General features: G+C 69.8%; 13 protein-coding genes and 1 pseudogene. 8 read left to right on the forward strand and 6 right to left on the reverse strand.

Annotation, left to right across the window (positions count from 1 at the left end; all coding sequences use genetic code 11):
• Positions 1 to 182 (forward strand): annotated as a pseudogene (locus BL253_RS36790) (hypothetical protein); the annotation flags it as partial.
• Between the two features lie 290 nt (positions 183 to 472).
• On the opposite strand, the gene BL253_RS36795 reads toward BL253_RS36790, so the two are convergent.
• The gene (locus BL253_RS36795; RefSeq protein ID WP_076822545.1) at positions 473 to 1,291 is read right to left on the reverse strand and encodes a hypothetical protein; all 819 of its coding nucleotides are present in this window, start codon (positions 1,289 to 1,291) and stop codon (positions 473 to 475) included.
• A gap of 818 nt (positions 1,292 to 2,109) precedes the next feature.
• Positions 2,110 to 2,871, reverse strand: coding sequence for a hypothetical protein (locus tag BL253_RS36800; protein WP_076822547.1), 762 nt, complete (start codon positions 2,869 to 2,871; stop codon positions 2,110 to 2,112).
• 317 nt (positions 2,872 to 3,188) lie between these two features.
• Between BL253_RS36800 and fxsT the strand changes: the two genes are divergently transcribed.
• Positions 3,189 to 5,648, forward strand: coding sequence for an FxSxx-COOH system tetratricopeptide repeat protein (fxsT, locus tag BL253_RS36805; RefSeq protein ID WP_158230498.1), 2,460 nt, complete (start codon positions 3,189 to 3,191; stop codon positions 5,646 to 5,648).
• On the opposite strand, the gene BL253_RS36810 is transcribed toward fxsT, so the two are convergent.
• The 4 genes from BL253_RS36810 to BL253_RS36825 form a co-directional block, all read right to left on the reverse strand.
• Entirely contained in the window at positions 5,598 to 5,954 is a 357-nt protein-coding gene (locus tag BL253_RS36810) for a hypothetical protein (RefSeq protein WP_076822551.1), read from the reverse strand. The genes fxsT and BL253_RS36810 overlap by 51 nt on opposite strands.
• A 74-nt stretch (positions 5,955 to 6,028) precedes the next feature.
• Positions 6,029 to 6,511, reverse strand: a complete 483-nt coding sequence (locus BL253_RS36815; RefSeq protein WP_241835475.1) for a very short patch repair endonuclease — start codon at positions 6,509 to 6,511, stop codon at positions 6,029 to 6,031.
• A 65-nt stretch (positions 6,512 to 6,576) separates the two neighbouring features.
• Positions 6,577 to 7,701, reverse strand: a complete 1,125-nt coding sequence (locus BL253_RS36820; RefSeq protein WP_081439063.1) for a hypothetical protein — start codon at positions 7,699 to 7,701, stop codon at positions 6,577 to 6,579.
• Positions 7,698 to 9,116: a DNA cytosine methyltransferase gene (locus tag BL253_RS36825; protein ID WP_096336178.1), complete on the reverse strand. Its 1,419-nt coding sequence runs from the start codon at positions 9,114 to 9,116 to the stop codon at positions 7,698 to 7,700. Before BL253_RS36825 ends, BL253_RS36820 begins: the two co-directional genes overlap by 4 nt.
• Before the next feature lie 345 nt (positions 9,117 to 9,461).
• On the opposite strand from BL253_RS36825, the gene BL253_RS42650 reads away from it, so the two are divergent.
• The 6 genes from BL253_RS42650 to BL253_RS40035 all read left to right on the forward strand — a co-directional run.
• Positions 9,462 to 11,486 carry a hypothetical protein gene (locus tag BL253_RS42650; RefSeq protein WP_076822553.1) on the forward strand — a complete coding sequence of 675 codons (2,025 nt, stop codon included), beginning with the start codon at positions 9,462 to 9,464 and terminating at the stop codon, positions 11,484 to 11,486.
• Positions 11,476 to 12,396, forward strand: coding sequence for a hypothetical protein (locus BL253_RS36835; protein WP_076822555.1), 921 nt, complete (start codon positions 11,476 to 11,478; stop codon positions 12,394 to 12,396). Before BL253_RS42650 ends, BL253_RS36835 begins: the two co-directional genes overlap by 11 nt.
• Before the next feature lie 23 nt (positions 12,397 to 12,419).
• Positions 12,420 to 17,918 carry a DEAD/DEAH box helicase gene (locus tag BL253_RS36840; protein WP_076822556.1) on the forward strand — a complete coding sequence of 1,833 codons (5,499 nt, stop codon included), beginning with the start codon at positions 12,420 to 12,422 and terminating at the stop codon, positions 17,916 to 17,918.
• Positions 17,919 to 18,123: 205 nt separating this feature from the next.
• A complete protein-coding gene (locus tag BL253_RS36845) occupies positions 18,124 to 20,721 on the forward strand; it encodes a hypothetical protein (protein ID WP_081439064.1) in 2,598 nt (865 codons plus the stop codon).
• A 415-nt stretch (positions 20,722 to 21,136) separates the two neighbouring features.
• Positions 21,137 to 23,503, forward strand: coding sequence for a tetratricopeptide repeat protein (locus BL253_RS36850; RefSeq protein WP_274535303.1), 2,367 nt, complete (start codon positions 21,137 to 21,139; stop codon positions 23,501 to 23,503).
• Between the two features lie 165 nt (positions 23,504 to 23,668).
• The coding region (locus BL253_RS40035) for a DUF6444 domain-containing protein (RefSeq protein ID WP_198946540.1) at positions 23,669 to 24,166 on the forward strand (498 nt) is incomplete at its 3' end.

Genomic DNA, 24,166 nt, shown 5'->3' on the forward strand with positions numbered 1-24,166 from the left:
TCAAGGATCTCGAGACGACCTGGGACGACGACGAGTCCAAGCTCAAGCCCCTGGACGGTAACGCCTGGACGTTCCTCGACGGTCGGATCGACGACGCCCTGACCGCACTGCGGGCATCCAACCCCGACCCCGCCACCGAGAAGCAGGCGCTGACCGCGCTGTCGACCTCCTTGGGCGGCTGACGGGTCATTCTTAAGATCACGACACGGCCTCGCGCGCCCAGGTAGGGTAGCCGCCGTAGGACAGCGTTTGATGGACGTGGTGGACGTCCTCGGTGAGTGCACATCATTGTGGATCGCCGGTTGGGTTCGATTCCCTGGTGCGCACGCCTGGTCGAGGCAGGTCAGAGCCCCGCAGCCGGTTACTCGCGGYGCGGGGCTCTGACGTTTCTGGACGTGCCCGGAGGCCCGTGATCACGCCGTGGTGCGAGGACGCCACCACGTGATCTTGACTTCGGGGCATGGATCATTGGTTAGAGGGCTTGCTCGGGCTCGCCGGCTGGCGGCCCGGCACCGCCTTCGATCTTGGTGTGGGTGTCGGTGCGTAGCTGGGTGACGAGTTCGCGGGCGGGGGTGGCGCCGATGTGGAGTCGTTTGCGCAGTGTCTCGGCGGAGATGGGGCGTTGGTGGTGTTGCCAGTGCAGGACGTCTTCGGCTCGGGCGCGGTGGAGGAGGTCCTGTTCCCGGGCTCCTGGCTCAATCCGCGGCGGTATCTGGCTGTCCGGGCGTGCTTCCGTCTGTTTGGTCTCAGGGGCCTGTCTCGGTTCCGCCGGCTGATCGATCACTGTCGAATACGGGTCAGCCGTGGCCGGTGGTGCTGGCGGGGGAGTGCTTGCCCGGGTTGTCTGCGTGGCTTGGATGAGGTCGGGGCCAACTTCGGCCCAGCCGATCATGAGTAGTGGTCCGATGGCGTCGAAGGCTGCTTTGCCGTAGTGGCGGGCGATGAGGGGTTCGGCGATGTTGAGGGCGAGGGTGACGAGGCTGGCGAAGATGAGCAGCCGCCGCGCGGATCGTTGAACCTTGGCGGGGCCGCCGTTCAGGGCCAGTTGGCGGATGCCCAGCAGCAGGCCGACGACGGACAGGTCGACTGCTGGGGCTACCAGAGGTGCGATGAAGATTGGGACGTCGAGGCGGAGGCCGAGGGCGAAGGAGTTCCCGAAGCCGAACAGGAATGTGAGCGCGACGACGACGCCGATCATGGCGGTGACGAGCTTCCCGACATGTACGGGTCCGGCCAGGGCCGGAGCGTCCTTGTGTGGCGGGGTGGTTGAAATCTTCCGTCGCTGGCTCATCGGGCACCGGCCCGGAGCGGCTTCGAAGCGGCGGTGCTGATCGGCCGGCCCTGGGCGGGGGCGAGGGTTCCCGCACCAGCGACCGCTGAGGTCCTTCGGGCCGTGCCCGCGGCGGCATAGTCGTTCTTCTTGTGGCGGGGGAGCCGGCCGGTTCTATCTTGATCGCGGTGGTGGTTGGCGCGGAAAGGTGCCATCGTGGGATGGGTGAGCTGACTGMGGTGTGCGCGACGTGTGCGCGGACGTGCCGTCCCTGCCTGGCACAGACCGACACTGACCGGCACGGGAAGGCCCTGTGTGCCGGACGGAGCGGGATAGGCCGGCATCACGCGACACCGACAAACACGCCATTTACCGCACTACGGATCAGAAGGTTGGGGGTTCGAGTCCCTCCGAGCGCACCACACATGCTCTGACCTGCACGTTCACATTTTCACAAGCGCCATGACTTTCTGATAACTATCAGATGATTTGCGTGCCAGACATGATCGACATATCTGGCACCTAGCCTTGGCGAACGACGCGGCACTCAGCGGCATCGTGCGGCACCACTGACCTTTTTGATCTTCGCGCGCTTCCCGTGTGCGCGACGTGTGCGCGAGCGCCCCGAGAGAAGGTCTCGGTCGGCTTCCTTCGGTCATCAACTCTGGAGAGCGAGCCTGGTCGAGGAAGGCCAGAGCCCGTAGCCGTTGACTTGCAGCGAGGACCCTCGGCTTCTGGACGTGGGGCGGAGAGCCTCGTCCCACTGYGGACCAAGGTCGACACGACGCGGYGGTCACCAGCGTCGGCGCTGGCGCGTGGGTCGGGCTACGGCGGCTGAGCTACTCGTAATGGCGGGTGGGCATGCGGGTGGGCAGGCTTGTGGACAGGCCGTGATCAGCGGCGACTTGCGCGAGCGCCTGCATCCAGGGCCTGCCGGTGAGTAGCTGGTTGAAGGCGAGCATGGCGTTGAAGAGGACCGTCAGGCAGAAGGCATGGCAGGGCACCAGTTCTTCGTATGTCGGGCGTTGGGCGAGGTGCAGCCCTTGTCCGTCGCGGCGGGCGAAGGCCTGTACTGCGGTCAGGGAGACATGGCAGAAACGCGACTCGACCTGGTAGTACGCCTGCAGGTCGCCGTAGCCGTAGGCATCCAGCAGGTGGTCGACCTTCATGAGCTTCTCGTCGGGCTGGGGGGTCAAGTTCGTCGCCACTGTGTCGACGAGGATCTGGTAGGCCTCTTGTGGGAATTGTCCAGCGAGGTTGGCCTTGCGAAGGACGTTGGCCAGTTGGGTCTGGCTGCCTCGCAAGGACCGGTTGAGGACGTCTACGACCTTTTCGCGCTCGTCCGCGAGCCATACCAGAAAGACGGCGTACTCGACGGCGGTACGTCGGTTGGGTGCCGCGGCGAAGCAGCAGCGGTGCTGATGTAGGTGCAGCGTGGCCTCGACTTGGTGGAGTACCGCGAAGAAAAGGCCCCAGCCGACCTGGGCCGAGCGGCTGGTTGCATCCACATGCTCGTGCAAGTCCGGGATGATCAATTCCTCCAACCGAGTCAACCCGTCTCCGGGATCGGGCGGGGCCGCCGTCTCGCCGTCGAGATCCATCTCTCATCCCTCCACGAGCCTGGTCATCCCGCGGGCCGCCCGGGGGTGTTTCGGCTACCGCGCGGCTTCCGAGACACTCGGCACCTGATGGCGTCCGTCGGCGAGTTCGCCGGGGCCGCCGCATGAATGCAATCGAGTGCTGCTCGACTAGCCCTGCCCGCTCCGCTCAGAACGACGATCCGCCTATGCGCCGACGACATTCGAGCTTAGGGGGATCGCCCGTACTCGCTGCGGGCCGTCTAGGATGCCAGCGGCATCCTTGAGCGGTCGGTCTCCGAGGTCCAGTGTTGGTGTCGGCGTGCGTTGCCGACTCGGGGGTGGCAGTGGGGCAGGGGCTGTCGGATGGACAGATTCGGGCGATCGCGCAGCGTTTCTCGACGGTGGCGGACGTCGGGGTCTTGCTTGACAGGGCGGGGTTCCCGGCTGGGAGGACGCCGCTTGGTGCGCCGTCGCCGGAGGCTTTCTGGTTGGAGGTCTCTCGGCTGCTGAGTGGTGGTGCGGTGCCGGGATGTCGGGAGCGGCTGCTGGCTGTCGCCCGAGAGCTCTATCCGGGCGAGCCGGTGTTCGCCGAGGTTGCGGTGGCGGCTGACGTGGAGCGGGACGCTGTGGTGTCGGCTCGTGGCGTGGTGTGGAACGTGCCTGCTCGGCTGGTGCGGTTTGTCGGACGTGAGGATTTGCTCGCGGGCATCGAATCCGCCCTGGTTGCGGCTCCGCGGGCGGCGCTCGTCGCGCTGGAGGGCATGGGCGGTGTCGGGAAGACGTCGTTGGCGGTCGAGTATGCCCACCGGCACGCCGATGAGTTCGACATTGTTTGGTGGGTGGCGGCTGAGCGGTCGGAGCTGGTCGCCCAGCAGCTGGCGGCGATCGCCGATCCRCTCGGTCTGCCGGCCGGTAGTGACGCTGATGCGGCATGGGTTGCGCTGTGCAGGCGCAGCCGGTGGTTGGTCATCTTTGACAACGTCGAGGACATCGACGCGGTCGCCCGTTTCCGGCCTGGGGCGGAAGGGCGGGTGTTGGTCACGTCTCGCCGACGGGCTGCGCGCCGGCTGGGTACCGCGGTGACGGTGCCGCCGTTCGATCGCGATGCTTCGGTGGCGCTGCTGACCAGCCAGGTGGCCGATCTCGATCGGTCCGCGGCGGATCTCCTTGCCCAGCTGCTGGGTGATCTGCCGCTTGCGGTGGACCAGGCGGCAGGCTTTCTCGACGAGACCGCGTTGCCAGTAGCCGAGTACACCCGGTTGCTGACGGGTCAGCTGGAGCAGATGTTGGATCAAGGTTCGGTCCTTGATCGAGCCGACATCACGGTCGCCAACCTGTGGACATTGTCCGTTGACCGGCTACGCGTCGATCAACCTGCTGCGGTCGAGTTGCTGGAACTGTGCGCGCTGTGCGATGCGGATCCGATTCCCCTCGACCTGTTCGCCGCGGCACCGGACGCTCTGATCGGCGGTGCGTTGGCCGACGCGGTCCGGATGCCCGATCGGTGGGCAGCGACGGTTGGCGCACTGGCCGGCTACAACCTGGCCCGCCGCGACGGCGGCCAGCTCACCGTTCACCGGCTTGTCGCTGCCTCGACCCGCCGCGCGCTGCCCCCGGAGGTCGCTGCCGACCGGCTCACCACCGTTGCCAGCCTGCTGCGAAGCCGACTGCCTGGCGAGATCCGCCGTAGCCCCGAGACCTGGCCTGTGTGGCGCGGGCTGCTCGCGCACGTACTGGCCGTCACCGATCGCGCGCTTCAAACCACCGGACCGGCGTTTGAGAACGGCACGTGGCTCGCCGCGGCCGCGGCCRCCTACCTGCGTGAACTCGGTCAGGTGACCGACGCGATCCCGCTGCTCCAGCGGTTGGCAGCAAGCAGGGAGCGGGCCCTTGGCCCGGACCACTCCGACACCCTGTACGCCCGCAGCCTCTTGGCCGACGCGCACATGGACGTCGGGCACCTGGCGAAAGCGGAAGCCGTCCACGCCGCCGTGCTCGCAGCCCGGGAACGCGTCCTCGGCCTGGAGCACCCGGAGACGCTGGTCTCGCGCATCCGGCTCGCCAGCCTGTGCCAGGCAAACGGCCGGTTCGACGAGGCGATCGGACTGTTCGTCGATCTTGTCGCCGATCAGGAACGGATCCTTGGCTCTGACCATCCCCAGACCTTGCTGTCGCGTGRCTTTCTGGCCGGCGCCTACACCGCGGCCGGCCGCACTGACAGCGCGATTCGGGAGCGGGAAGCTGACCTGGMCCACCGTGAACGGGTCCTCGGCGTGGATCACCCCACGACCCTCTACGCGCGCAGTTCCCTGGCCGGCGTCTACCAGAAAGCCGGGCGCACCACCGAGGCCATCATGTTGTTCGAGCGCGTCGCGGCCGACCGTGCCCRACTGCTGGGTCCCGATCACCCGACCACCCTCCTGTCCCGCAGCCTCCTCGCGGGCTCCTACCGGGCCGCAAAAAGATACCCAGAGGCCGTCGCCCTGTGGAAAAGCGTCCTGAACGAGCGCGCCGACGTCCTGGGAGCTGACCACCCCGAAACTCTTAGGACCCGTAGCTTCCTCGCCGGCGCCCTGCAGAAGGCTGGACAGCTCGCCGAGGCGGTCGACCTGTTCGAGCAGAGCCTCGCTGACCGCCAGCGCGTCCTCGGGCCGGACCACCCCGACACCGGGTCCTCGCGCGACCTGCTCGCCCGCGCCTACAACGCGGCCGGGCGCACCGCCGACGCCGCGGCAGTGCGCGGCAGGTCAGGGCCTGAGCCGCCCGAGTTGAGGATCGAAGCAGATCAATCCCATTGAGTCTGCGACGGCAGCGGCATAGGCGGAGGCCTCATCGGCCGCGCCCCACGCCATCGGAATGTAGATGACAGGACCGCGGGCCTCGCGGATCAGCGGTCCCGTGCACCAGGGCGAGGTCTGGGCCCCGTCTTCGGTGATGTCGTGCCAGCGTTCGAGGAGCGCGGCCACGTAGGCCGTGATCCTTTCGGTGGGAGGATGCCCCACGTCCGTCTCGAGGTAGCGGCTACAGAGATCCTCGAGGATCTGGAGAGCAGCCTCGTTGTCCGCCGGGTGCTCGCCTTCCCATACGGCTAGGTCGTAGCTCATGCCAGCAGGTTTCCATACTGCATCAATGGCGAGGTTTCCGGAACCGCGGGGGATTACGCTGCGGCGGAGGAACGCTACCGGCAATCCCTGCCCATCATTGAGGCCATCGCCGACCGGGTTGACGCTCGCGCCGGTGTCGGTCGTCGGCGCTGCCGTACGGCGGAGGCGATCCRCTGTGTGACCTCGTCCGGGTCTTCGTGTTCCCACGTGCGGATCACCAGCCAGCCCGCCTCGGCCAGCTGCCGGTCGGTGTCGGCGTCGCGCGCCCGGTTCTTGGCGATCTTCTCGGGCCAGTACCAGCCGTTGGACGCCGGGCGGGGGTTGCCGTGCTCGGGGCACCCGTGCCAGAAGCAGCCGTCGATGTAGACGGCGACGCGCGCGGGGCCGAAGACGACATCGGCCCGGCGCCGGAGCCCGGCGAGGGGCTGCCGGTCGACGCGGTAACGCAGCCCGAGTGCGTGCAGGCGCCGCCGGACGGCGAGTTCGGGCTGTGTGTCGCGGGTCCGCTGCAGCTGCATCCGGCTGCGCACGCCCGGCGATACCGCGAAGGAGGCCACGGCGGACGCGTCGCGGCGCGTACGGCGTGCGGTTGCCGGCCGCCCGGCCGCGGTGCGGCCGGGTGTCACGACCCGCCTGCGAGCTTCGCGAGCCAGAGCTCGAGGCTCGAGAGGCGCCCGCTGTCGGCATGCTGGAGAGCGCGCGTCATCCCCTTGGCGATAGGCCCGGCGACGGCCGGCGCGCTGTAGACCGCCCTGGCTCCGTCCGGGTTGACGTGGACGACATCGGTGAAAAGAAGAGTGTTGCCGGCGGTGCTGTCGCACGCCGCTGCCAGGCGGGCGGGGTCGAATTCGTTCGTGACCAGCACGTAGCCGAAGGGCTCGCCGGTGGCGTTGGCCCTGACGTAGGCGTTGAAGTCGTTGCCGAACTGCTCTTCGCGGTCGGCGCGGACGCTCCATTTGCAGCTCACGAGCGTGCGGTGGCCGGTAGCCCGGTTGACGAGGGAGACGTCTACTTCCTTCGGCTTCGCCTTGCCCTGGTGCGGGTGGAAGCCGGGGAGGTTCTGGAGCATCGTGCGGACACGGATGTCGTACCTGTCGCTGATCCCTGGGACTCTCGTGAGCAGCGCGGCGACTGTGTCCTCGAAGCCTTCGCCGACGAGGTTCTTCCGCTTGTTCTCCTGGCCGACGTAGATCTGGATGCGCTCCGTGAGCCCGCGGAGCACCTCGGGGGGCGGCGGTTCGGCCAGGTAGCCGCTGAGTGACTCGAGGATGATGTCGTCGAGCCTCGGGTCCTCGTTCGGCAGGGGGATTCCCTGGCCCTCGTACGGCTGGCGCTGCGAGGCGACCCTGTCCCGGTTGCGCTGCAGCCGTACGGCGACACCTGCAGCGAGGTCATGCGTCACGTTGCGGAACAGGACGTCGATTTCCTCGCCCAGCTGGCCGGCTGCCACGCCGAGCGCCTCGGACAGCCAGGAGTGGAAGGCGAGGCTGCGGGCATACCAGGGCCGCCCGGCCTGCGATTTGTCGCTCTCGTAGCAGTGCGCGAGGCCCGTTGTCCGGTCGATCCACATCAGCAGCCGGTAGGCGTGCTCCCAGGCGTTCTGCGCGGTGACCTCTGGATGCTCCGAGAAGTACTGGCCGAGGAGCCTGGCACGGTTCTCGGAGCCGAAGGGCCGGTCGACGGCCTCCTCGGGAGGTTCCTGCACCGGGATCTGGAGGAGCTCACCCTGGGCCGGGTCCTGTGTCACGCGCTCGCCCGGTGCCTGCGCGACAGGAGAACGACGTCCTTCAGCGCGCTGACCGCAGCCTCGGCAAGGAGGGGGGGGACCGCATTCCCAACCTGCCGGTAGCGCGAGTGTGCCGCTCCGCCGTCAATACGGCCCTCAATCGGCCCTCGACGCGGGTCTGTCGTGAAGGCGAAGTGGTCAGGGAAGCTCTGCAGCCTGGCGAACTCCCGGACGCTGAGGCAGCGCGGCAGGGAGTAGTGGTAGGCGGAGTCGCCCTTGGTGTTGAGCGTCCACGCCCACATGTCGGGGTGCAGCCGCCGGTAGGCGTAATAGTGGGCGCGCCCTAGCTTCCCGGTGCCGTTGTGGGGGCCCCACTTGTCGCCGGTCAGGTACCGGGCCTGGAGATCCTCGGAGAGGTCGCGGTGGTTCCCCCCGGCGGGGATCCCGTTGAGGCGCAGGACGGTGTCGTCCCGGATCCGCGGGACGCTGACGTTGGTAAGCGGGCCGCGCAGGCCGCGGCGCATGAGGCGCTGGTAGGCGCTCTGCGGTCCTGCGAGCTCGTGGACGTCGATGTMGTCGGGCCGCCGACCGGATGCCAGCGCCGCCAGGTCGCCGATGGCCTGCAAGACCGTGACGGCGCGCAGGCTCTTCGGCGCCGCGAGGTCGCGGGCGAGCTCCGCTGCTTCATTGCCGTCGCGAACGCTCAGCTCGTACGAAGGCGGGTCGGTGGGTATCCGGTCGAGCTGGATCAGCTCGGTGGCCCCGGAACCCGCCAGAGACGGCACCTGCGCCTTCATGCTGTGGTGGACGCCGAGGAACAGGAGGCGCTTGCGGGTCTGCGGAACTCCGAAGTCGGCGGCGTCGGCCAGCTGGGCTGTCACGCTGTACTCACCGTCGAGCGACAGGTCAGCGAGGACCTGTTCCTTGACGCCCATCTGGGCGAGGCCCGGGACGTTCTCCATGAGGAACGCGGCGGGCTTCGCTGCGGCGACGGTCCGGACGAACTCCCTGTAGAGGGAGTTGCGGGGGTCGTCGATAAGCCGGGTGTGGTTGCGCATCTGGGAGAACGCCTGGCAGGGCGGCCCGCCGACGATCATGTCGACGCCGACGGCTGCTGCGGCCAGCTGGGCGCGCAGCTCCGGCTCGCGGATGTCGCCACAGAGGACCTCGGCGCCTGGGAAGTTCTGTCTGTAGGTCTCACAGGCGTCCGGGTCGTGGTCAGCTCCCGCGACGACCTGCACTCCGGCCTGCCTCAGCCCCTGCGAGAGGCCGCCGGCGCCACAGAAGAGGTCGACGGCAGTAAGCGACGCGCTGTGGGCCTGGACGCCCGGGAGCGGGAGTTGGACTGTGACTGGCCGAGGGCCCCGCCGCAGTGATCTGGCCGTGGCTGTCAATGACGCCTCCGCTCGCTCCCACCAGCCGCGTGACCTGGGCATCGGGCCCCAGGTGTTGCCGGAGCCGAACCTTACTTGACCAGTCGGACAGATCCTGGCACGACAGTGCGTGTGGGTTTCGCCTGTTCGCCGCGCGGCGGGGCACTGCTGCCGTCCCGTGGTGTGTCCGTAGCTGGCAGTGAGCCGCCTGCGTGTGCACAGCTGGAGGTCGCTGCCCGGGCGGCGCGCACCGGGCCGGCACTGCCGCAACCGCGGTTGTCGCGACAGCCCGGCCTGCCTGCGGCGCAGTCGCGCCTACGAAGACAAACGCTGGATGAAGGTGCCTTGATGACTGCAAGCGGTCCCCTCGCTGTCCTTCCTGCGGGCTACGCTGCGTGGCAGGACTGCTTGGCCGGGGCGTTCCTCGCCGGCGGCCCGGGAACCCCGGTCGTCCTGTTCATCGACGACGCCGAACTCAGGCGCCTGGCGCCGGCGACTCCGAGTCCTGCGGCTGACCTCGCGCGATGTGTCGGGGAGCAGGTGGATTTCAGCCTCGGCCAGGCAATGTTCGAGCGGCTGAGCGGGACGTGCGCCCTCTGGAAGCGGGGCGGGATGTCAGAGGCGCCTCCCTCGCTCCCGCTGCTCGCGCTCACCGTGCTGGCGGCCACGCGGATGCGCAGGGATGCCAACCTGGCTAGCCACAACTACTACGCGCCCCTCGCAGAGGTCCTGCTGCCAGACGGCGCTGACCCTGAGAGGGAACGGCTCCGGCACGACCTTGCGGTCAACGCGTTCGTGCACGTCGCGACGATGTGGCGAGACCTCCACAGCTGGCTCGCTGACCACCCGGAGCGCGGGGTGTCGACCATCYGCGACCACCCCGTGAAGACACGCATCGGCTTCCCCCTCTCGCAGGCTCTCGTCCGGCGCAGCGACCGTGCTTCGCTGACCCAGTTCTTCGCCGCTCTGGAAATACGCGAGCGGGGCGTGCCGAACGAGCCCGCGCTGCTCAGCTACCTGCGCCTCTGGGCCTCGCGTCCGAACCGGCTCAGCGGAGAGTTCTGCCGGATCCTCAACAATCTTGAACTCGCCCCACTGCTGGGCCCCCTCGTCGCCAGCCTTGCCCGGTCGTGGGACGGCAAGACACTCGGCCGGGAGGGCCTCGCCCTCCTGGACATCCGCCTGGCGATCGACCTGGAGGACCGCAGGGCGAGCTGGGCCGTCACCGGCGCCCATGGCCCCGTCAGTGACCTCCTCGCAGGGAACCTCGCGGGCCGGGACGTCCGTCTCGCGATCGTCCGCGACGACTACACCGACAACTACCACTGCGACGGCACGCTGGCCGTCACACCGGACCTGGTCCATGACGGATTCCGTCTGCGCGGCGCGCGCTGCGTCGCTGTCGCCCCGCCGTCCCCGGTGGTGATCCTCGCGGCTGACCCCGATACCGGGGCGTGGACGTCGGTGCCGTCGGTCCGGCCCTTCGACGAGCACGTCATCCTCGCCGACACGGCGACATCGGGCCCTGTTCGGGCGGTCCTCGGCAAAGCTGCGGACGCCGGCTGGGCGCCGGGCAGTCCCGGTGCGGCGGGCCTGCTGCCGGGCTACGCGATGTTCACAGCGGTCACCTTCAGCGACCCGGAGCTGCTCGGCGAGGCGCTCGCGCTCTACCCGATCGCCAGGGCCTCGCTCGCCCCCGACGGCGCGGCGCGCCCGAAGCTCGCCGGAGGCCTGCCACTCATGCGCCGGGTCGACTCCCGGGCATACCTCGCCGATGGCGAGCCGGACCTGCTCCTGCCGTTCGACGGCATCCAGCGCCCGCTTGAGACAGCGCTTGACGGCGTCGCCCAAAACCCTCCCTTCCACGCGACAGGCTTCCCGATCCCGCTGCGGCACTCTGTGGTCCCGGGCAGCCACCGCGTCACTGTTGAGCAGGACACACTCCGCTTCACCGTGGTCGACCGCGACCCCGCCGGGCATGTCCCCGGCGCCGGCAGCCTCGCCTGGGACCGCTCCGGCGTCCTCGGCAAGGCCGGCAACGCCCCCGCGGTCTGCGGCGCGCAGGTCGACGCCCCTGACAGCCCGGAGCCGCTGCTGGCCAGGAGAGGCCGGCTCGAGTACTGGCTCATCGACCGCCACGGATGGTGCAGCGCCGTCGAGGTCCCGGGCCCGGCGCCCTTGTTCACCCTCGCTGGCGCAGGCGCACCGTCCCACTTCGAGGTCACCGCGCCGCCGTCGGCCGCATGGCTCGCCGCCCGGCGCGCGCGCGGCGGCTGGGAGGTCATCAGTGCCCGCCTGCAGGAGCCGCAGTTCACACGCCTGGACCAGGTCTCTGCGCGCCTGTGGGCGAGCCTGTCCGCAGCAGCCACGCCGGACCGGCCGCGGATGTGGGAGCTCTACGTCAAGGAGTGGGGGCGTTACCGTGCACGGTGACCTCATGCTCCGGTGGATGAGCGAAACGGGCTCCGGCAGCATCAGGGATCTCCGGGAGCGGCTCGCCTGGCTCGCCCGTACGGATGCCGCTGTGCCGCGCGCAGCGCCGGGCCGCTGGCTGCGGGACCTGTCTTCACTCGGGCATGCCGAAGCGGACTGGGAGCGGGACACTTGGGCTGTCGCTCCGCCCGCAATTGTGCGACTGCCGTGCGCCGACGGGCTCGCCGTCCTCACCGGCAGCCGCCGCACGGGGTTCACCGACCGCCTCCACGAACAGCCGGCCATCTGGGTGGCGCCTCACGTGCCGCGTCCCGCCGCAGGCGATATCGGGCTCCCCACCGTGCTATTCCTCCAGTACAGCAAGACGGCCGAGCTGCGCGAAGCCGCCGGCGAGGTCGGCGCAGAGTACGCGGGGTGCGCCGCCGCCAAGCTTCTCGGCGTCCTCCCGCCGCTAGCACCCGGCCCGCGGACCGCCCTGCCGGCTCGCCCCGCGCACGGCCTCGAGCGGCTCGGCGACCACGGCGCCGCGCGTTTCACCCGCGTGCCCGACTCGGCCCGCGACGGCCTCTACCGCACCCGGGTCTCCAACCAGCCGGCGCACTTCTACCGGCAGCACGGCGTTTGGCACCGCACGGCGCTTGCTGAGGGGGTATTCCTTGAGCTGAGACGCCAGCGCCGCTCGGTCCTGCAGTGGCGTGGCGAGAAGGAGCCTGGGCGCTCGGATTCCGGCACCCTGTTCACCGACTGGGGGGCGCCGCTGCCGCCGCTGCACGCCCGTRCACTGGCGCTCTGCAGCGGACTGCCACCCCAGGTCAACCGGGCGGCGCAGACCTGCTCGTATGTTAACGTCCCGCGAACATTCGCGACTGCCGTAGCTAACTCGCTCGGCCAGGCACTGCAGCTAATCTAGATCTGGTAACAGGGGGACTACGGATGGTGGAAGAAGCGGCTGTCCCGGTGGCGGGTCGTCACCTGGACGCGCTCGCGACATTCGACCGGCTCCGCGATGCGTACTTCCGCTACTACAACACCCCGTTCGGCCTGGCAGAGCCGCAGCTCGAGGAGGAAAGGCGAGACCTTCTCGACCGCGACGGCGGCGCCTACCGCCTCCCGATGCTGGAGCTGCGCCCGGAGTACGTGACATCGGCCCGGGATCTCGCCGGCTCGGCTGCGGCGGCGGGCGCACCTGCCGAGCTCGCCGCCTTTGCGCAGGCCGGGCTCATACCTGCGGGCAGGCCGCTGTACCGCCACCAGGAGCAGGCGCTGCGTGCAGGTCTGGAACCGGGCCGGAACATGGTCATCACGGCCGGGACCGGGTCGGGCAAGACCGAGTCGTTCCTTCTCCCGGTCCTCGCCTCGCTTCTTGAGGAGTCGCGGGCATGGGACGGCGGCCCGGGCGCCTCTTCTCGGGCGTCGTGGTGGGCCTCGGACAGCGCCCCGTGGGCGGCGCAGCGTGACGGGGAGACCGGCCGCGCCCAGGCAGTGCGCGCGCTCGTGGTCTACCCGATGAACGCGCTCGTCGACGACCAGCTCACCCGGCTGCGCCGCGCGCTCGACAGCGACGCCGCGCGTCGCTGGCTAGACGGGCGCCGGCGGGGCCACCGCTTCTACTTCGGCCGCTATACCGGCAGCACACCGGTGACCGGCAAGCCCGAGGACCCTTCGGCGCTGCGCGCGCTGCGGGCCGAGCTCCAGGCCGTCGACACCCTCGGGCGCCGGGCACGGGAGCTGAGCCGGACGCCAGGGCAAGAGGACGTCCAGTACTTCGTCCCCCGGCTGGACGGCGCAGAGATGCGGTCGCGTTGGGACATGGCCGCAGCCCCGCCCGACATCCTCATCACTAACTTCTCGATGCTGAACGTCATGCTGCTGCGCCAGCGGGACGACCACTTCTTCGAGTCGACCCGGCAGTGGCTGCGCGAGAGCCCGCACCACCGGTTCTCCCTCGTCGTCGACGAGCTGCACATGTACCGCGGGACGGCAGGYACCGAGGTCGCCTACCTGCTGCGCGCGCTGAAGCACCGGCTCGGCCTCGACCGCCGGCCCGAGCAGCTGCGGGTCCTCGCCGCCTCGGCATCCCTAGCGCCCGCCCGCGACCAGGACTACCTCGAAGGCTTCTTCGGCGTCCCTGCCCGCAGTTTCCAGTTCATCGCCGGCGAGACCCGGCAGCCGCCCGCAGGCACCGCGCACTCGGCCGACGCTGCCGCACTGGCTGCGGCCGTGCCTGAGGAAGCCGCCGCGGAGGCGCGGCGCCTCGGCACCGTCGGCGCGCTGCGCGCCGCCTTCTACGACGGCGGCGATCCCACCGCCAAGACCGCCGCCGCGCTGGCGGAACGCCTGTTCCCAGCCGCTGGCGAGGAAACTGGCCGCCTTGCCCTCGGCAACATCCTCACCGGCCTGGCACGCAACCGCGCCGACGGAGACCCCCGGCTGCGCAGCCACCTGTTCTTCCGCAACGTCCAGGGCATCTGGGCCTGCACCGACCCGCAGTGCCCCGCAGTCCCGGCCGGCCGCGTGTTCCCGGGGCGGACAGTCGGCCGCCTCCACAGCGAGCCCGCCACGAGATGCCAGTGCGGTGCCCGGGTCCTTGAGCTCCTGTACTGCCAGACCTGCGGCGACGTGATGCTGGGTGGCTTCGCCCCAGCTGGCAGCCCCGCGTCCCTGCCGCTCGACGCGATGCTGCTCGCGGACCTCCCCGACCTGGCCAAACTCCCGGACCAGGGAGCGAACGAACGCAGCGCGGCGAACTACGTCGTCTACTGGCCCCGCCAGGGCGGCGTCGGCGTCGAGAAGACCGAATGGGAGTACGACGGCAGAAAGGTCCGCTACCAGTTCAAGCGCAGCCGGCTCGACCCAGGTACAGGCAGGCTCAGGAACCGGATCGAGGGCGCGACCGGCTGGAGCTTCCACGTCACCGCCGCTAAGGACCGCAAGACCGGCACGGYACAGCGCAGCCTGGAGAAGCTCAGCCCCTTCCCCACCCTGTGCCCCGCCTGCGGCGACGACTGGGAAATCCGGCACGGGAGAGACGGCAAGCCCCTCCCGCACACCGACCCCTTGCGCCAGCGCTCACCGATCCGCACGATGCGCACCGGATTCGAGAAGATCAACCAGGTGCTGGCCGCTGAACTCGCAGCAGACCTCCCCGAGCAGGACCGGAAGGCGATCGTCTTCACCGACAGCCGCCAGGACGCGGCGAAGCTCTCCGCCGGCCTCGGCCTGCGCCACTACCAGGACCTCCTGCGGCTCCTGCTGTTCGCCGGCGTGCAGGCACAGCAGGACCCGCGCGAGGACGTCGAGCTAGCCCGCCAGTGGTATCTCGACCGCCGACGGGACGAGCCGGCCCGCACCGCCCTTGAGAGGCTCATGGCACGCGACCGGCTCGCCCTCGCCCAGCTCCGCGACATCTGGGAGGAACACCCGGGCACCAAGCCAGAGGACGCAGCGCCTTTGATCGCCCGGCTCGGCCGGCCGGCGACGATCGACGAGCTAACCAGCAACATCGGCAAGAAGCTGCTAACCCTCGGCATGAATCCCGGCGGCCCGGTCGCCAGCCTCCAGTACGCCGACCCTGACAACGACCAGTCGCCGGGATGGGCCAGCCTTTACGACTGGGACGTCAGGCCGGCCGCGGTCCGCGCCGCGCTGTCGCCGAAGCAGGAATGGCTGCTCGCGAAGATCGGGGAGTCTCTCTCCAAAGAGTCGCTCGACGGGCTGTTCGCGAGCGCCGGCCGCGACTTCGAGTCGCTCGGCCTCGGCTGGATGGCACTCGCCGCTGACCAGGAAGCTCCGGATAGCGCGGAGGGGACGCCGCTCGGGTATGCCCGGGCGTCACTGCGTGTCCTCGCGAGCCAGCGCCGGTTCAGCGGCATGCGCGACCCGCGGCCGCCCGGCAGCGTCCCGAAGAAGCTCAAGGATTTCTGGGCTGCGATCGCCAGGGACGGCGGCCCTGAACCAGACCAGCTGCAGGCGATGTGCGTCCGCGTGTGGGGCCTGGCTGTGCTCGACGGCTACCTCATCGACCCGCGAGAGGTCGTCCTGCGCGCGGCCGGGGAACATGCCTGGGCCTGCGGGGCCTGCGGCAGGCAACACCTCAACCGCGGGTGCGGCCGCTGCACCCACTGCCGGCGCCTCCTGCCCCAACAGCCCGTCCCGGTTCGCAGAGAAGACAACTACTACGCCAGGAAGGCCGTCTCCGGCGAGGGCATGTTCCGGCTGCACTGCGCAGAACTGACCGGGCAGACCGGGCGCGCCAGCGCCCGGTCCCGCCAGGCCCGCTTCCAGGGGATCTTCCTGAGCCGGGACGAGCAGCCGCTCGCCGACGCCGTCGACCTGCTGTCAGTCACCACCACTATGGAAGCCGGCGTCGACATCGGGGCGCTCTCGGTCGTGATCCTCGGCAACATGCCGCCGACGCGTTTCAACTACCAGCAGCGCGTCGGGCGCGCCGGGCGCCGCGACACACCCGTCGCCGTCGCGCTGACAGTGTGCCGCGGCCGCAGCCACGACGAGTACTACTTCGAGCGGCCTGACGCCATCACCAATGCGCCTACGCCCGAGCCATACCTCACCCTCGAACGGGAAGCGATCTTCCGGCGGGTGCTGCGGGGCGAGATCCTCCGGAGCGCCGTACGCGAGATCGCCCCGGCCCTCCTCCGCGAGGGGATCGCGTTCGACGAGACGGCCAACACTCACGGGGCGTTCGGGCGAGTCCAGGACTGGGCTGTCCTCCGGCCCGCACTCGCCCAGTGGCTGGCCAACAACCCCGCGCTCGTGGAACAGGCCGCCGCGGCGCTGGCAGACTGCACACCGATGGCAGCGTCTGCCCGCGAGACGGCAGCCGACTGCGCCCGGGAACTCATCGCCGAGACCGACAAGGCCGTTGCCCTGCGCGCTGGCCACAGCGATCTCAGCCAGCGGCTGGCAGAGCACGGGACGCTGCCGATGTTCGGCTTCCCCAGCAGCCTCCGCTATCTCTTCCTGCGCCGCCCCCTCCGCGGCTACCCCTGGCCGCCCGCCAAGACGGTGGACCGGGACATTGCCATGGCCGTCTCCCAGTTCGCCCCTCTGAGTGAGACGGTCCGTGACGGCCGTGTCTACCCGGTAACCGGGCTCGCAGCCTTCAGACCGTCACACCGAATGCCGAGTGCCGACCCGGACCCGGTTGGCCCTGCACGGCTGCTCGCCATCTGCAAATGCTGCTCACACCTTGAGGAGGACGCGAAGCCGGCCGAGCCCGGGCATCCGGCGCCGCCCTGCCCCCGCTGCGGAGCTGAAGGGCCCGACAGCTATTCCGTCATCGAGACCCGCGAGCCGCTCGGATTCCGCGCCGGCCGCCCCCGGGACTTCGACGGAACCTTCTCCTGGACACCGCGGTCCATGGCAGCCCGCGCCACCGTGGACTTCGCCCGCCTCGAACGCGCGCAGACCGCCGCCGCCGTCACCTACGCAGGGCCAGGGCGCCGGTTCGTCGTCAACGACAACGCGGGAAAGCTGTTCCAGTTCCGCAAGGCAAGCGGAGCCGGGGACTGGGGCGGCTACGTCTCCACTGCCGCCGCCGAGCAGGACCTCCTCTTCCCCGGCGAGTCCGCCACAGGCGACGAGCTGAGCTTCGCGCTCGGCACCGCCCAGGCATCCGACTTCCTGTTCATCGGGCCGGCCGCCCCCATCGACACCCGCCAAGGCCTGCGGCTCGACCTCGCCGCAGCCGAGCGCCAGGCTTCCGGTGCCCGCGAGCTCATCGACGGGCGGCGAGGAGCCTGGTACTCGTACGCTTTCCTGCTGCGCACCGTGGCGGCCGCCCACCTGGACATCCAGTCGCTGGAGCTCACGGCAGGGATCTACTCGGGCCTCGCCGGCACCGAGCCCGCGACGTACGCCTTCATCGCGGACACCCTGGAGAACGGAGCCGGCTTCAGCAGCCACCTCGGAGCCCGGAATGTGCTGCCCGGGTTCCTGGACAAGGCCGGGACATACCTGGCATCGCTTGAGGAGCCCGACCACCGGGACAACTGCCCAGCCTCCTGCTACCGCTGCCTGCGCGACTACGCAAACATGGCCTACCATGCGCTGCTCGACTGGCGGCTCGCCAGGGACCTGCATACCGTGCTGGGCGCAGGGACTCTCACACACGACCTCGGACTCGAGCGGAAGACCCTCGGGCGCTGGGCAGCCGGTTTCGGGGCCGAGATGCTCGGCGGCGAACTGCCGGCCGCGGCTGCCCTCCTGCCCCACTCCACAGGCGGGCCGCATGTTGTCATCGCACGGCACCCGCTCGAGTCCTCGAGCGCCTCGTTCCTCGCAAAGCGCCTCGCCGACGCTAGGAGCACCGCCGCAGAGCTCGCACCAGGGGCAAAGACGATCTTCATCGACACGTTCACCCTCGACCGCCAGCCGCTGCGGGCCATCGAACTGTGCAGAGAGACAGCCTGAGCTTGTCGTTAACTGCCTGCCTCTCGGGCTGTGTCGGGGTTGGACTGTCCTTGATCTTGCCGACGGGTTGAGTGGTGGCGCGTCGTCGGCTCGTGCTGTCGGCTGGGCTGCCGGGTCCGGCGCGGCTGGGTCTCGGAGCACTGGCTGGCTGGGCGTCTTCGAGTGGGGTGACGAAACCCCGTCGGACACGGGCCGGGGCCTGGATGTGGTCGTCGCTGTTCTGCGCCAGTTGAACGCGACCCCGGCGGAATGGCTGGCCCTGGAGCCGCTCGCTTTCGGCGAGGGTCGGCGGGCAGGCCAGCTGGCCGGGTTGTTGTCCGTGCCCGCGTGGTTCGACGCGGCGGACGCCGCAGGCCGCTGGGAGCATCTTCTGGCGGAGTCCGCGACCGAGGACAGGGCTGCCCGCCAGCTGATCGGGGCTGCCCGGGACCGGTCAGCGCGTGTTGCCGAGCTGATGCATCCCTACCTCGGCGTCTCAGACATCTGGACAGCGCGGCTGCGGACTGTGGTCGTCTGGACGTTGGGATCGGCGCGGCCGGGGACGATGTCCGGGCTCGTCGATCTCGCTATCGAGCTGACCGACCGTGGAGACCTTGACGGCCTGCGCGCCCCCCTCGGGGAGAACTCCGACTTCTGGTCGTTGCTGTACGGGCCGGCGGAGAACGCGCCTGCCGAGACGGCGAGGCTGGCTGGGGCCTGGCTACGCCGTGCACTTGCCCGCGCCCAAGCCGAGGGCAGCCACGACCCGTTCGCTTCGGAGCACCTGTCGACCCACTCGCAGTCCGGGCCGGGCGTGATCCGTCGGCTCGCCGACGCCGCGCCGGCGATCTTCCTGGAAGAGACGGTTCCCGTCGTCACCCACGTCGCCGACCACACGGCGACTGCCGCGGTGGCGGGCGACTTGCGCCGGTCCCGGTGGGGCTGGATCCTCAGCTCGGACCAGGTCGGCGTGGATGGCGCTCTGGCAACCGGCGTTGAGGCTGCCCTGCGCCGCCTCGCCGATGACGAGCCAGCCGTGATTGCCCGGTACGCGCGAGAGTTCGCAGACACAGATGTTGTTGATCTACAGGTTTTCGCGTGTCGCGGATGGGCCGCTGTCCCGGCGTCGAGCGACGAAGCGGTCGACTGGCTACTCTCGGATGACCGGAACCTTGATCTCGAAGGCGCCACGCTGGAACTCGTGACCGCCGCGACCCGGCACTGCGACGAGGAGCGGCTCGTCGCGCTGGTCCGCCGGCTGATCGATTTCTACCCGGCCTGGGAGACGAAGCCCGACCGCCTGCGCGGGCGTGGATATACGCAGTACACGCTGCTGAACGCTGTCGAGCCGTCCCGCCGCAGCCCTGAGGCTCAACGCCGGATCGCCGAGCTCGCGCGCAAGTTTCCCGACCTGCCGACTGTCCCACCGCCGTCCTCGTGGGCCGGCACGGTGCCGCCTCCGATTCCCCGAGACAGGGCCGCCCACCTCTCGGACGAGGACTGGGGCCGAGCAGTCCGCAAGTACCGCGAGGAGACCGAGAATTGGGCTGTGTTGCCTCCCGTCGGCGGCGCGTCGCAGCTGGCCCAGCTGCTCGGGGAACGGGCCGCCGCCGAACCTGAGCGCTTCGCGCGACTCGCGCTCTCCTTCGACGCCGAGGTCGCCCCGGTCTACCTGGGCGCCGTGATTACCTCCACCACCGGAAAGCTGCCGGTCGACCTCCTGACCAAGCTGTGTCTGCACGCTTACGCGGTCGTCGGCCTGCGGCTCGGGGACGCGATCTGCCGCGCGATCGGCAAGACGGCGCTCGAGTCGCCGCCGCTGCTCACCCTCGTCGAGATCATCCTCGACGCCACCAACCCCGGCAACCAGGACACAATCGCCAGCGCGGATTCAGCCGGTCAGCCCGATCCTGATCCGCTTCCCGCCCACCGGTCCCGTGCCCGCGAAGCCGCCGCACTGGTCATCGCCCAGGTCCTGGTCAGCGAACCGGGGCACGCGGACAGCCTCCATCCCATCGTGGGCCGGCTGGCGACCGACCCCTCGCCTGCGGTCCGAAACTGGGCCGCCGCCGCGACGCTCTGCCTGCTCGGTGCGCACGAGGACACCGCCCTCCAGCTCGCCGAGAAGATCTTCGACGGGACAGAGGCCGACCTCGCCGACGCGGACTACACCAGCCGCCTGCTGACGGAGGCGTTGCTCCGGCAACCTGATCGATTCGCGGGTCATCTTCAGCGTGCGCTCGCCGGTCCGGACCCCGTCGCGGAACGCGCCGGCGYGATCTGGGCCGCCGTACGCCTACACGGAACACTCCCGCACCCGCTTGCCCAACAGCTCACCGAGCTCCCGCCTGCGGCCCGCCGCGGCGCCGCAGCCCAGCTCGCGACCGAACCCGGGCTGGCTGTCGACCAGCTGACGGCCCTGTTCGGTGACAGCGACCCACAGGTTCGCCTGGCGGCCTCGACGACCTTCGAGAAGCTCGACACGATGCCACCGGCCGTGGCCCAGAGGCTCGTCGAGGCCTTCACCGCGAGCGTCGCCTTCCCGGACAACCTCGACGAGCTGTTCCATCGCCTAGAGCGCAGTAGTCAGCTGCTACCCGAAGCGACCCTGGATGCCTGCCAGCGAGCGGTCGAGGTGGCAGGCATCGACCTCGGCGATTTCAGGACCTCCGGAGCGGCCGTTGCCCACACCATCACCACCCTTGTCCTGCGCCTCTACCGTCAAGGCCCCAGGCCACTCCGGGAGCGATGCCTCGACCTCATCGACCGACTCTCCGACGCAGGCGCGCTCGGCCTCCAAGAGGCACTCGCCCACGAGAGATAGGTGCCAGGGTCCCGCACTCGATGCGCGTGGGACGGCGCTGTCTCTGCCGTCTCGCTGGTGATCTTCTTTTCGCCTTGCTGGCCCGCCGGGGTAGCATCGGCGCGCAGCGCAGCACTCAGCGGACGTCTCGGTTGGTCTACACCAAGTCGCTGGGGGTTCGACTCCCGCGGAGTGCACGCCTGGTCGAGGCAGGTCAGAGCCCCGCAGCGCTTACCTGCGGCGCTGGGCTCTGGCGTCTCACGACGCTGCCGACGGCGGCCCGCTCATCGTGGTCAGGGTCAAAGCGGCGTGGCTCGGAATCTTGATCAAGGGTGCGTCTCTCTCGCCAGTCGCGCGGGCGTTGGTGCGAGGATGGTCATTAGCGAATGCCTTGGTCCTTCCGGGCAGGAGCTGATCCCGGACTGGCAGGAGTGTTGTGGCCTCAGGGCTCACGAGCGAAGAAGTTCAAGCGCTCGCCGACTTGGTGGCGCGGGCGGGGTCCGCACATGAGATCTTGAGCGCCGCTGGGCTTCCGCTCGCTGATCTGGCTTGGGATCCGGCGAGTCCGCGGGTGTTCTGGACGGTCGTCTCCGAGCAGCTCGACGCCGGCATCTCCGCCGGCGGGCGCGGCCGGCTACTGGCAGTACTTCGGGATCGATTCCCTGCCCACCACCTGTTCGGTGGCCCTGCCCGGCTGCCGCCCGGGCCACGGCTTCCTGCGCGGCCGATCCGCGAGATGATTGACCCGTTCGATCTGGAGGTGCATCCCGCGATCGACGCCGGAGCTGCCGCTGAAGGCCTGCCGCCCCTGCCCAGATACGTCCTGCGTGAACATGACCACGAGCTACGGGTGATCGTCGCCCGGGCCGCCGAGGGCGCCAGCGGAATTGCGGTGTTGGTCGGTGGGTCGTCAACGGGCAAGACCCGTGCCTGCTGGGAAGCTATCCAGAGCCTGCCCGACGAGTGGCGACTCTGGCATCCGATCAACCCAGGCCGTGTCGAAGCTGCCCTCGACGAACTCCCTCGGATTGGGCCACGCACCGTAATCTGGCTCAACGAGACTCAGCACTATCTCCTCACCACCCCGCCCGAGGTCGGCGAACGCGTGGCTGCCGGGCTACGCGAACTGCTCCGCGATCCCGACCGCCAGCCAGTACTGATTCTGGGCACGCTGTGGCCCGACTACTGGGAGACGATCACGATCCGCCCCGGCGCGGGCCAGCCCGACCTACACACCCAGGCCCGCGACCTCGTCACCGATGCTGACATCCCGCTGCCCGACGCGTTCAGCGGACAAGCGTTCAGCGCGTTACGGGGCGCTGCCAGCGGCGACCCGCGACTGGCCGACGCCGCTACGCATGCAGTGGACGGGCAGATCACCCAGTACCTCGCCGGCGCGCCGGAACTGCTCGCCCGCTACCGCAACGCCCTACCCGCCGCCCGAGCGCTGATCGAAGCCGCCATGGACGCCCGCCGATTCGGCCATGGCCACGCTCTGCCACACCAACTTCTGGAGGCTGCTGCTCCCGGCTATCTCACCGACCAGGAGTGGGACTCCCTCGACGATGACTGGTTCGCGCGAGCCCTGACGTACACGGCCGCCTCTTGCCGTGGCGCCTGCGGACCCCTCACTGCCATCCGCCCCCGCCCAGGACAGCCCGCCCCTCAGAAGCCGTACTACCGGCTCGCCGACTACCTCGAACAACACGGCCGGGTCGTCCGCCGCACCCAGTGGGCACCTGCCGCGCTATGGGACGCCCTCGTCGCGCATGCCGCCCCGGACGACACGCTGCAAATCGCTGTCAGCGCCGATCAGCGGCGTCTCGACCGCTGTGCGTTCCCACTCTTCACACGGGCCGCGGAGGCGGGCGACAAGTCAGCTGCGCTCCGACTGGTCCAAATGCTCGCCAGACGGCGCGACCTCGATGGACTGCAGGCCCGCGCCGACGCAGGCGACGGATACGCCCGCGCCCAGCTCACCCACCTGCTTGCCAGAAACGGCGACGAGGATGCCGAGCGGAACTTACGCGACCGCGCCGACGCCCGCGACCGCCACGCCGCCTTCGAGCTGATCAACCTCCTTGGAGGGCGCGGAGATCTCGACGAGCTGCGGACTCGTGCTGACGCTGGAAGCGACTTCGCGACCATCGAGCTGTTCAACCGCCTGCTGGAACGCGGCGAGCAGGAGGAGGCCGAGCGGTTCCTGCGGGAGCGCGTCGCATCCGGCAGCAAGATTGCCGCCCGGGCGCTCGTCGAACATCTCGTGGGTCGTGGCGCCGACCAGGAGGCCGAACGGATCCTTCGGGCCGACCCCAACGCCGACGAGTTCTCCACGCTCAGGCTGTACTCGCTGCTCGCGGAACGTGGCGACCAGGAAGCCGAACAGCTCCTACGAACCCAGGCTGACGACGGCGACCCGGGCGCCCACTTCCTGCTGATCAACCTGCTTGCCCGGCGTGGTGAGGCCGAGGAGCTGTTGACCCGCGCCCGCCAGGGCGACCAAGGCGCTGCCGCCACCGTGGCCTACCGACTCGTGGAAAACGGCCACGACGAGGAAGCCGAGCCCTTCCTGCGGGATCTCGCTGACGCCAATATCGGACTCGGTCCCACGATGCTGGCTGACCTGCTTGCCAGGCGAGGTGACCTCGACGGCCTGCAGGAGCGTGTAGCACTCGGCAACGCCTACGCCGCCGGACCACTTGCCGATCTACTCGAGCAGCGGGGCGACCACGACGAGGCAGCGCGACTGCGACGCTTCGGCTTCAACGCGGACGGCTCAATAGCCACGTCCGACATGGATTGACACCGCGGCACCATCGGGTGGATCACCTCACCGGGGGCGGCGGAAGCGCGACTGAACGGTCCAGACGTAGCTGTTCAGCTCGGTTGAGCGGCTGTTTCCGGATCTTGTGTGGTGATCGGTCTCCTGGTTGTCGGGCGGCGGGGCAAGATCGGCTAGGTTGCGGGGGTGGAGTCCGCGGGCCGGCCGAGCTATGAGGAGCTTGAGCGTCTGGTCGCGGAGCAGGTGGCTGTCATCGCCGGGCAGGCCGCGCTGATCGAACGGCAGGCGGCGCTGATCGAGGGGCTGACCGCGCGGGCCGAGGAGTTGGCGGCGCGGGTCGCGGAGCTCGAACGCCGGCTCGGGACGGACAGTTCGACGTCGTCGCGTCCGCCGTCGTCGGACAGCCCGTTCACGAAGGCGCCGAAGCGGTCGTCGCGGACGGCGTCGGGCCGGCCCCGTGGCAAGCAGCCGGGCGAGCCGGGGCAGACGCGGAACATGGTCGCGGACCCGGACGAGGTGATCACCCTTGATCCGGCCGCGTGCGGGCGGTGCGGCGGCTCGCTGGCCGGGGCGGCGGTGTTCGGGATGCGCCGCCATCAGGTCTTCGACGTTCCGCCCCCGCCGCCTCGGCCGTATGTGGTCGAGTACCGGGTGATCGCCAGGGTCTGCCCGTGCTGCCAGGCC

Source organism: Pseudofrankia asymbiotica (assembly GCF_001983105.1).
Taxonomy (GTDB): domain Bacteria; phylum Actinomycetota; class Actinomycetes; order Frankiales; family Frankiaceae; genus Pseudofrankia; species Pseudofrankia asymbiotica.

Excerpts from the sequence above, each read along its gene's own strand:
- BL253_RS36795 (WP_076822545.1), bottom strand. The coding sequence starts at position 1,291 with ATGAGCCAGCGACGGAAGATTTCAACCACCCCGCCACACAAGGACGCT.
- BL253_RS36800 (WP_076822547.1), bottom strand. The coding sequence starts at position 2,871 with ATGGATCTCGACGGCGAGACGGCGGCCCCGCCCGATCCCGGAGACGGG.
- BL253_RS36810 (WP_076822551.1), bottom strand. The coding sequence starts at position 5,954 with ATGAGCTACGACCTAGCCGTATGGGAAGGCGAGCACCCGGCGGACAAC.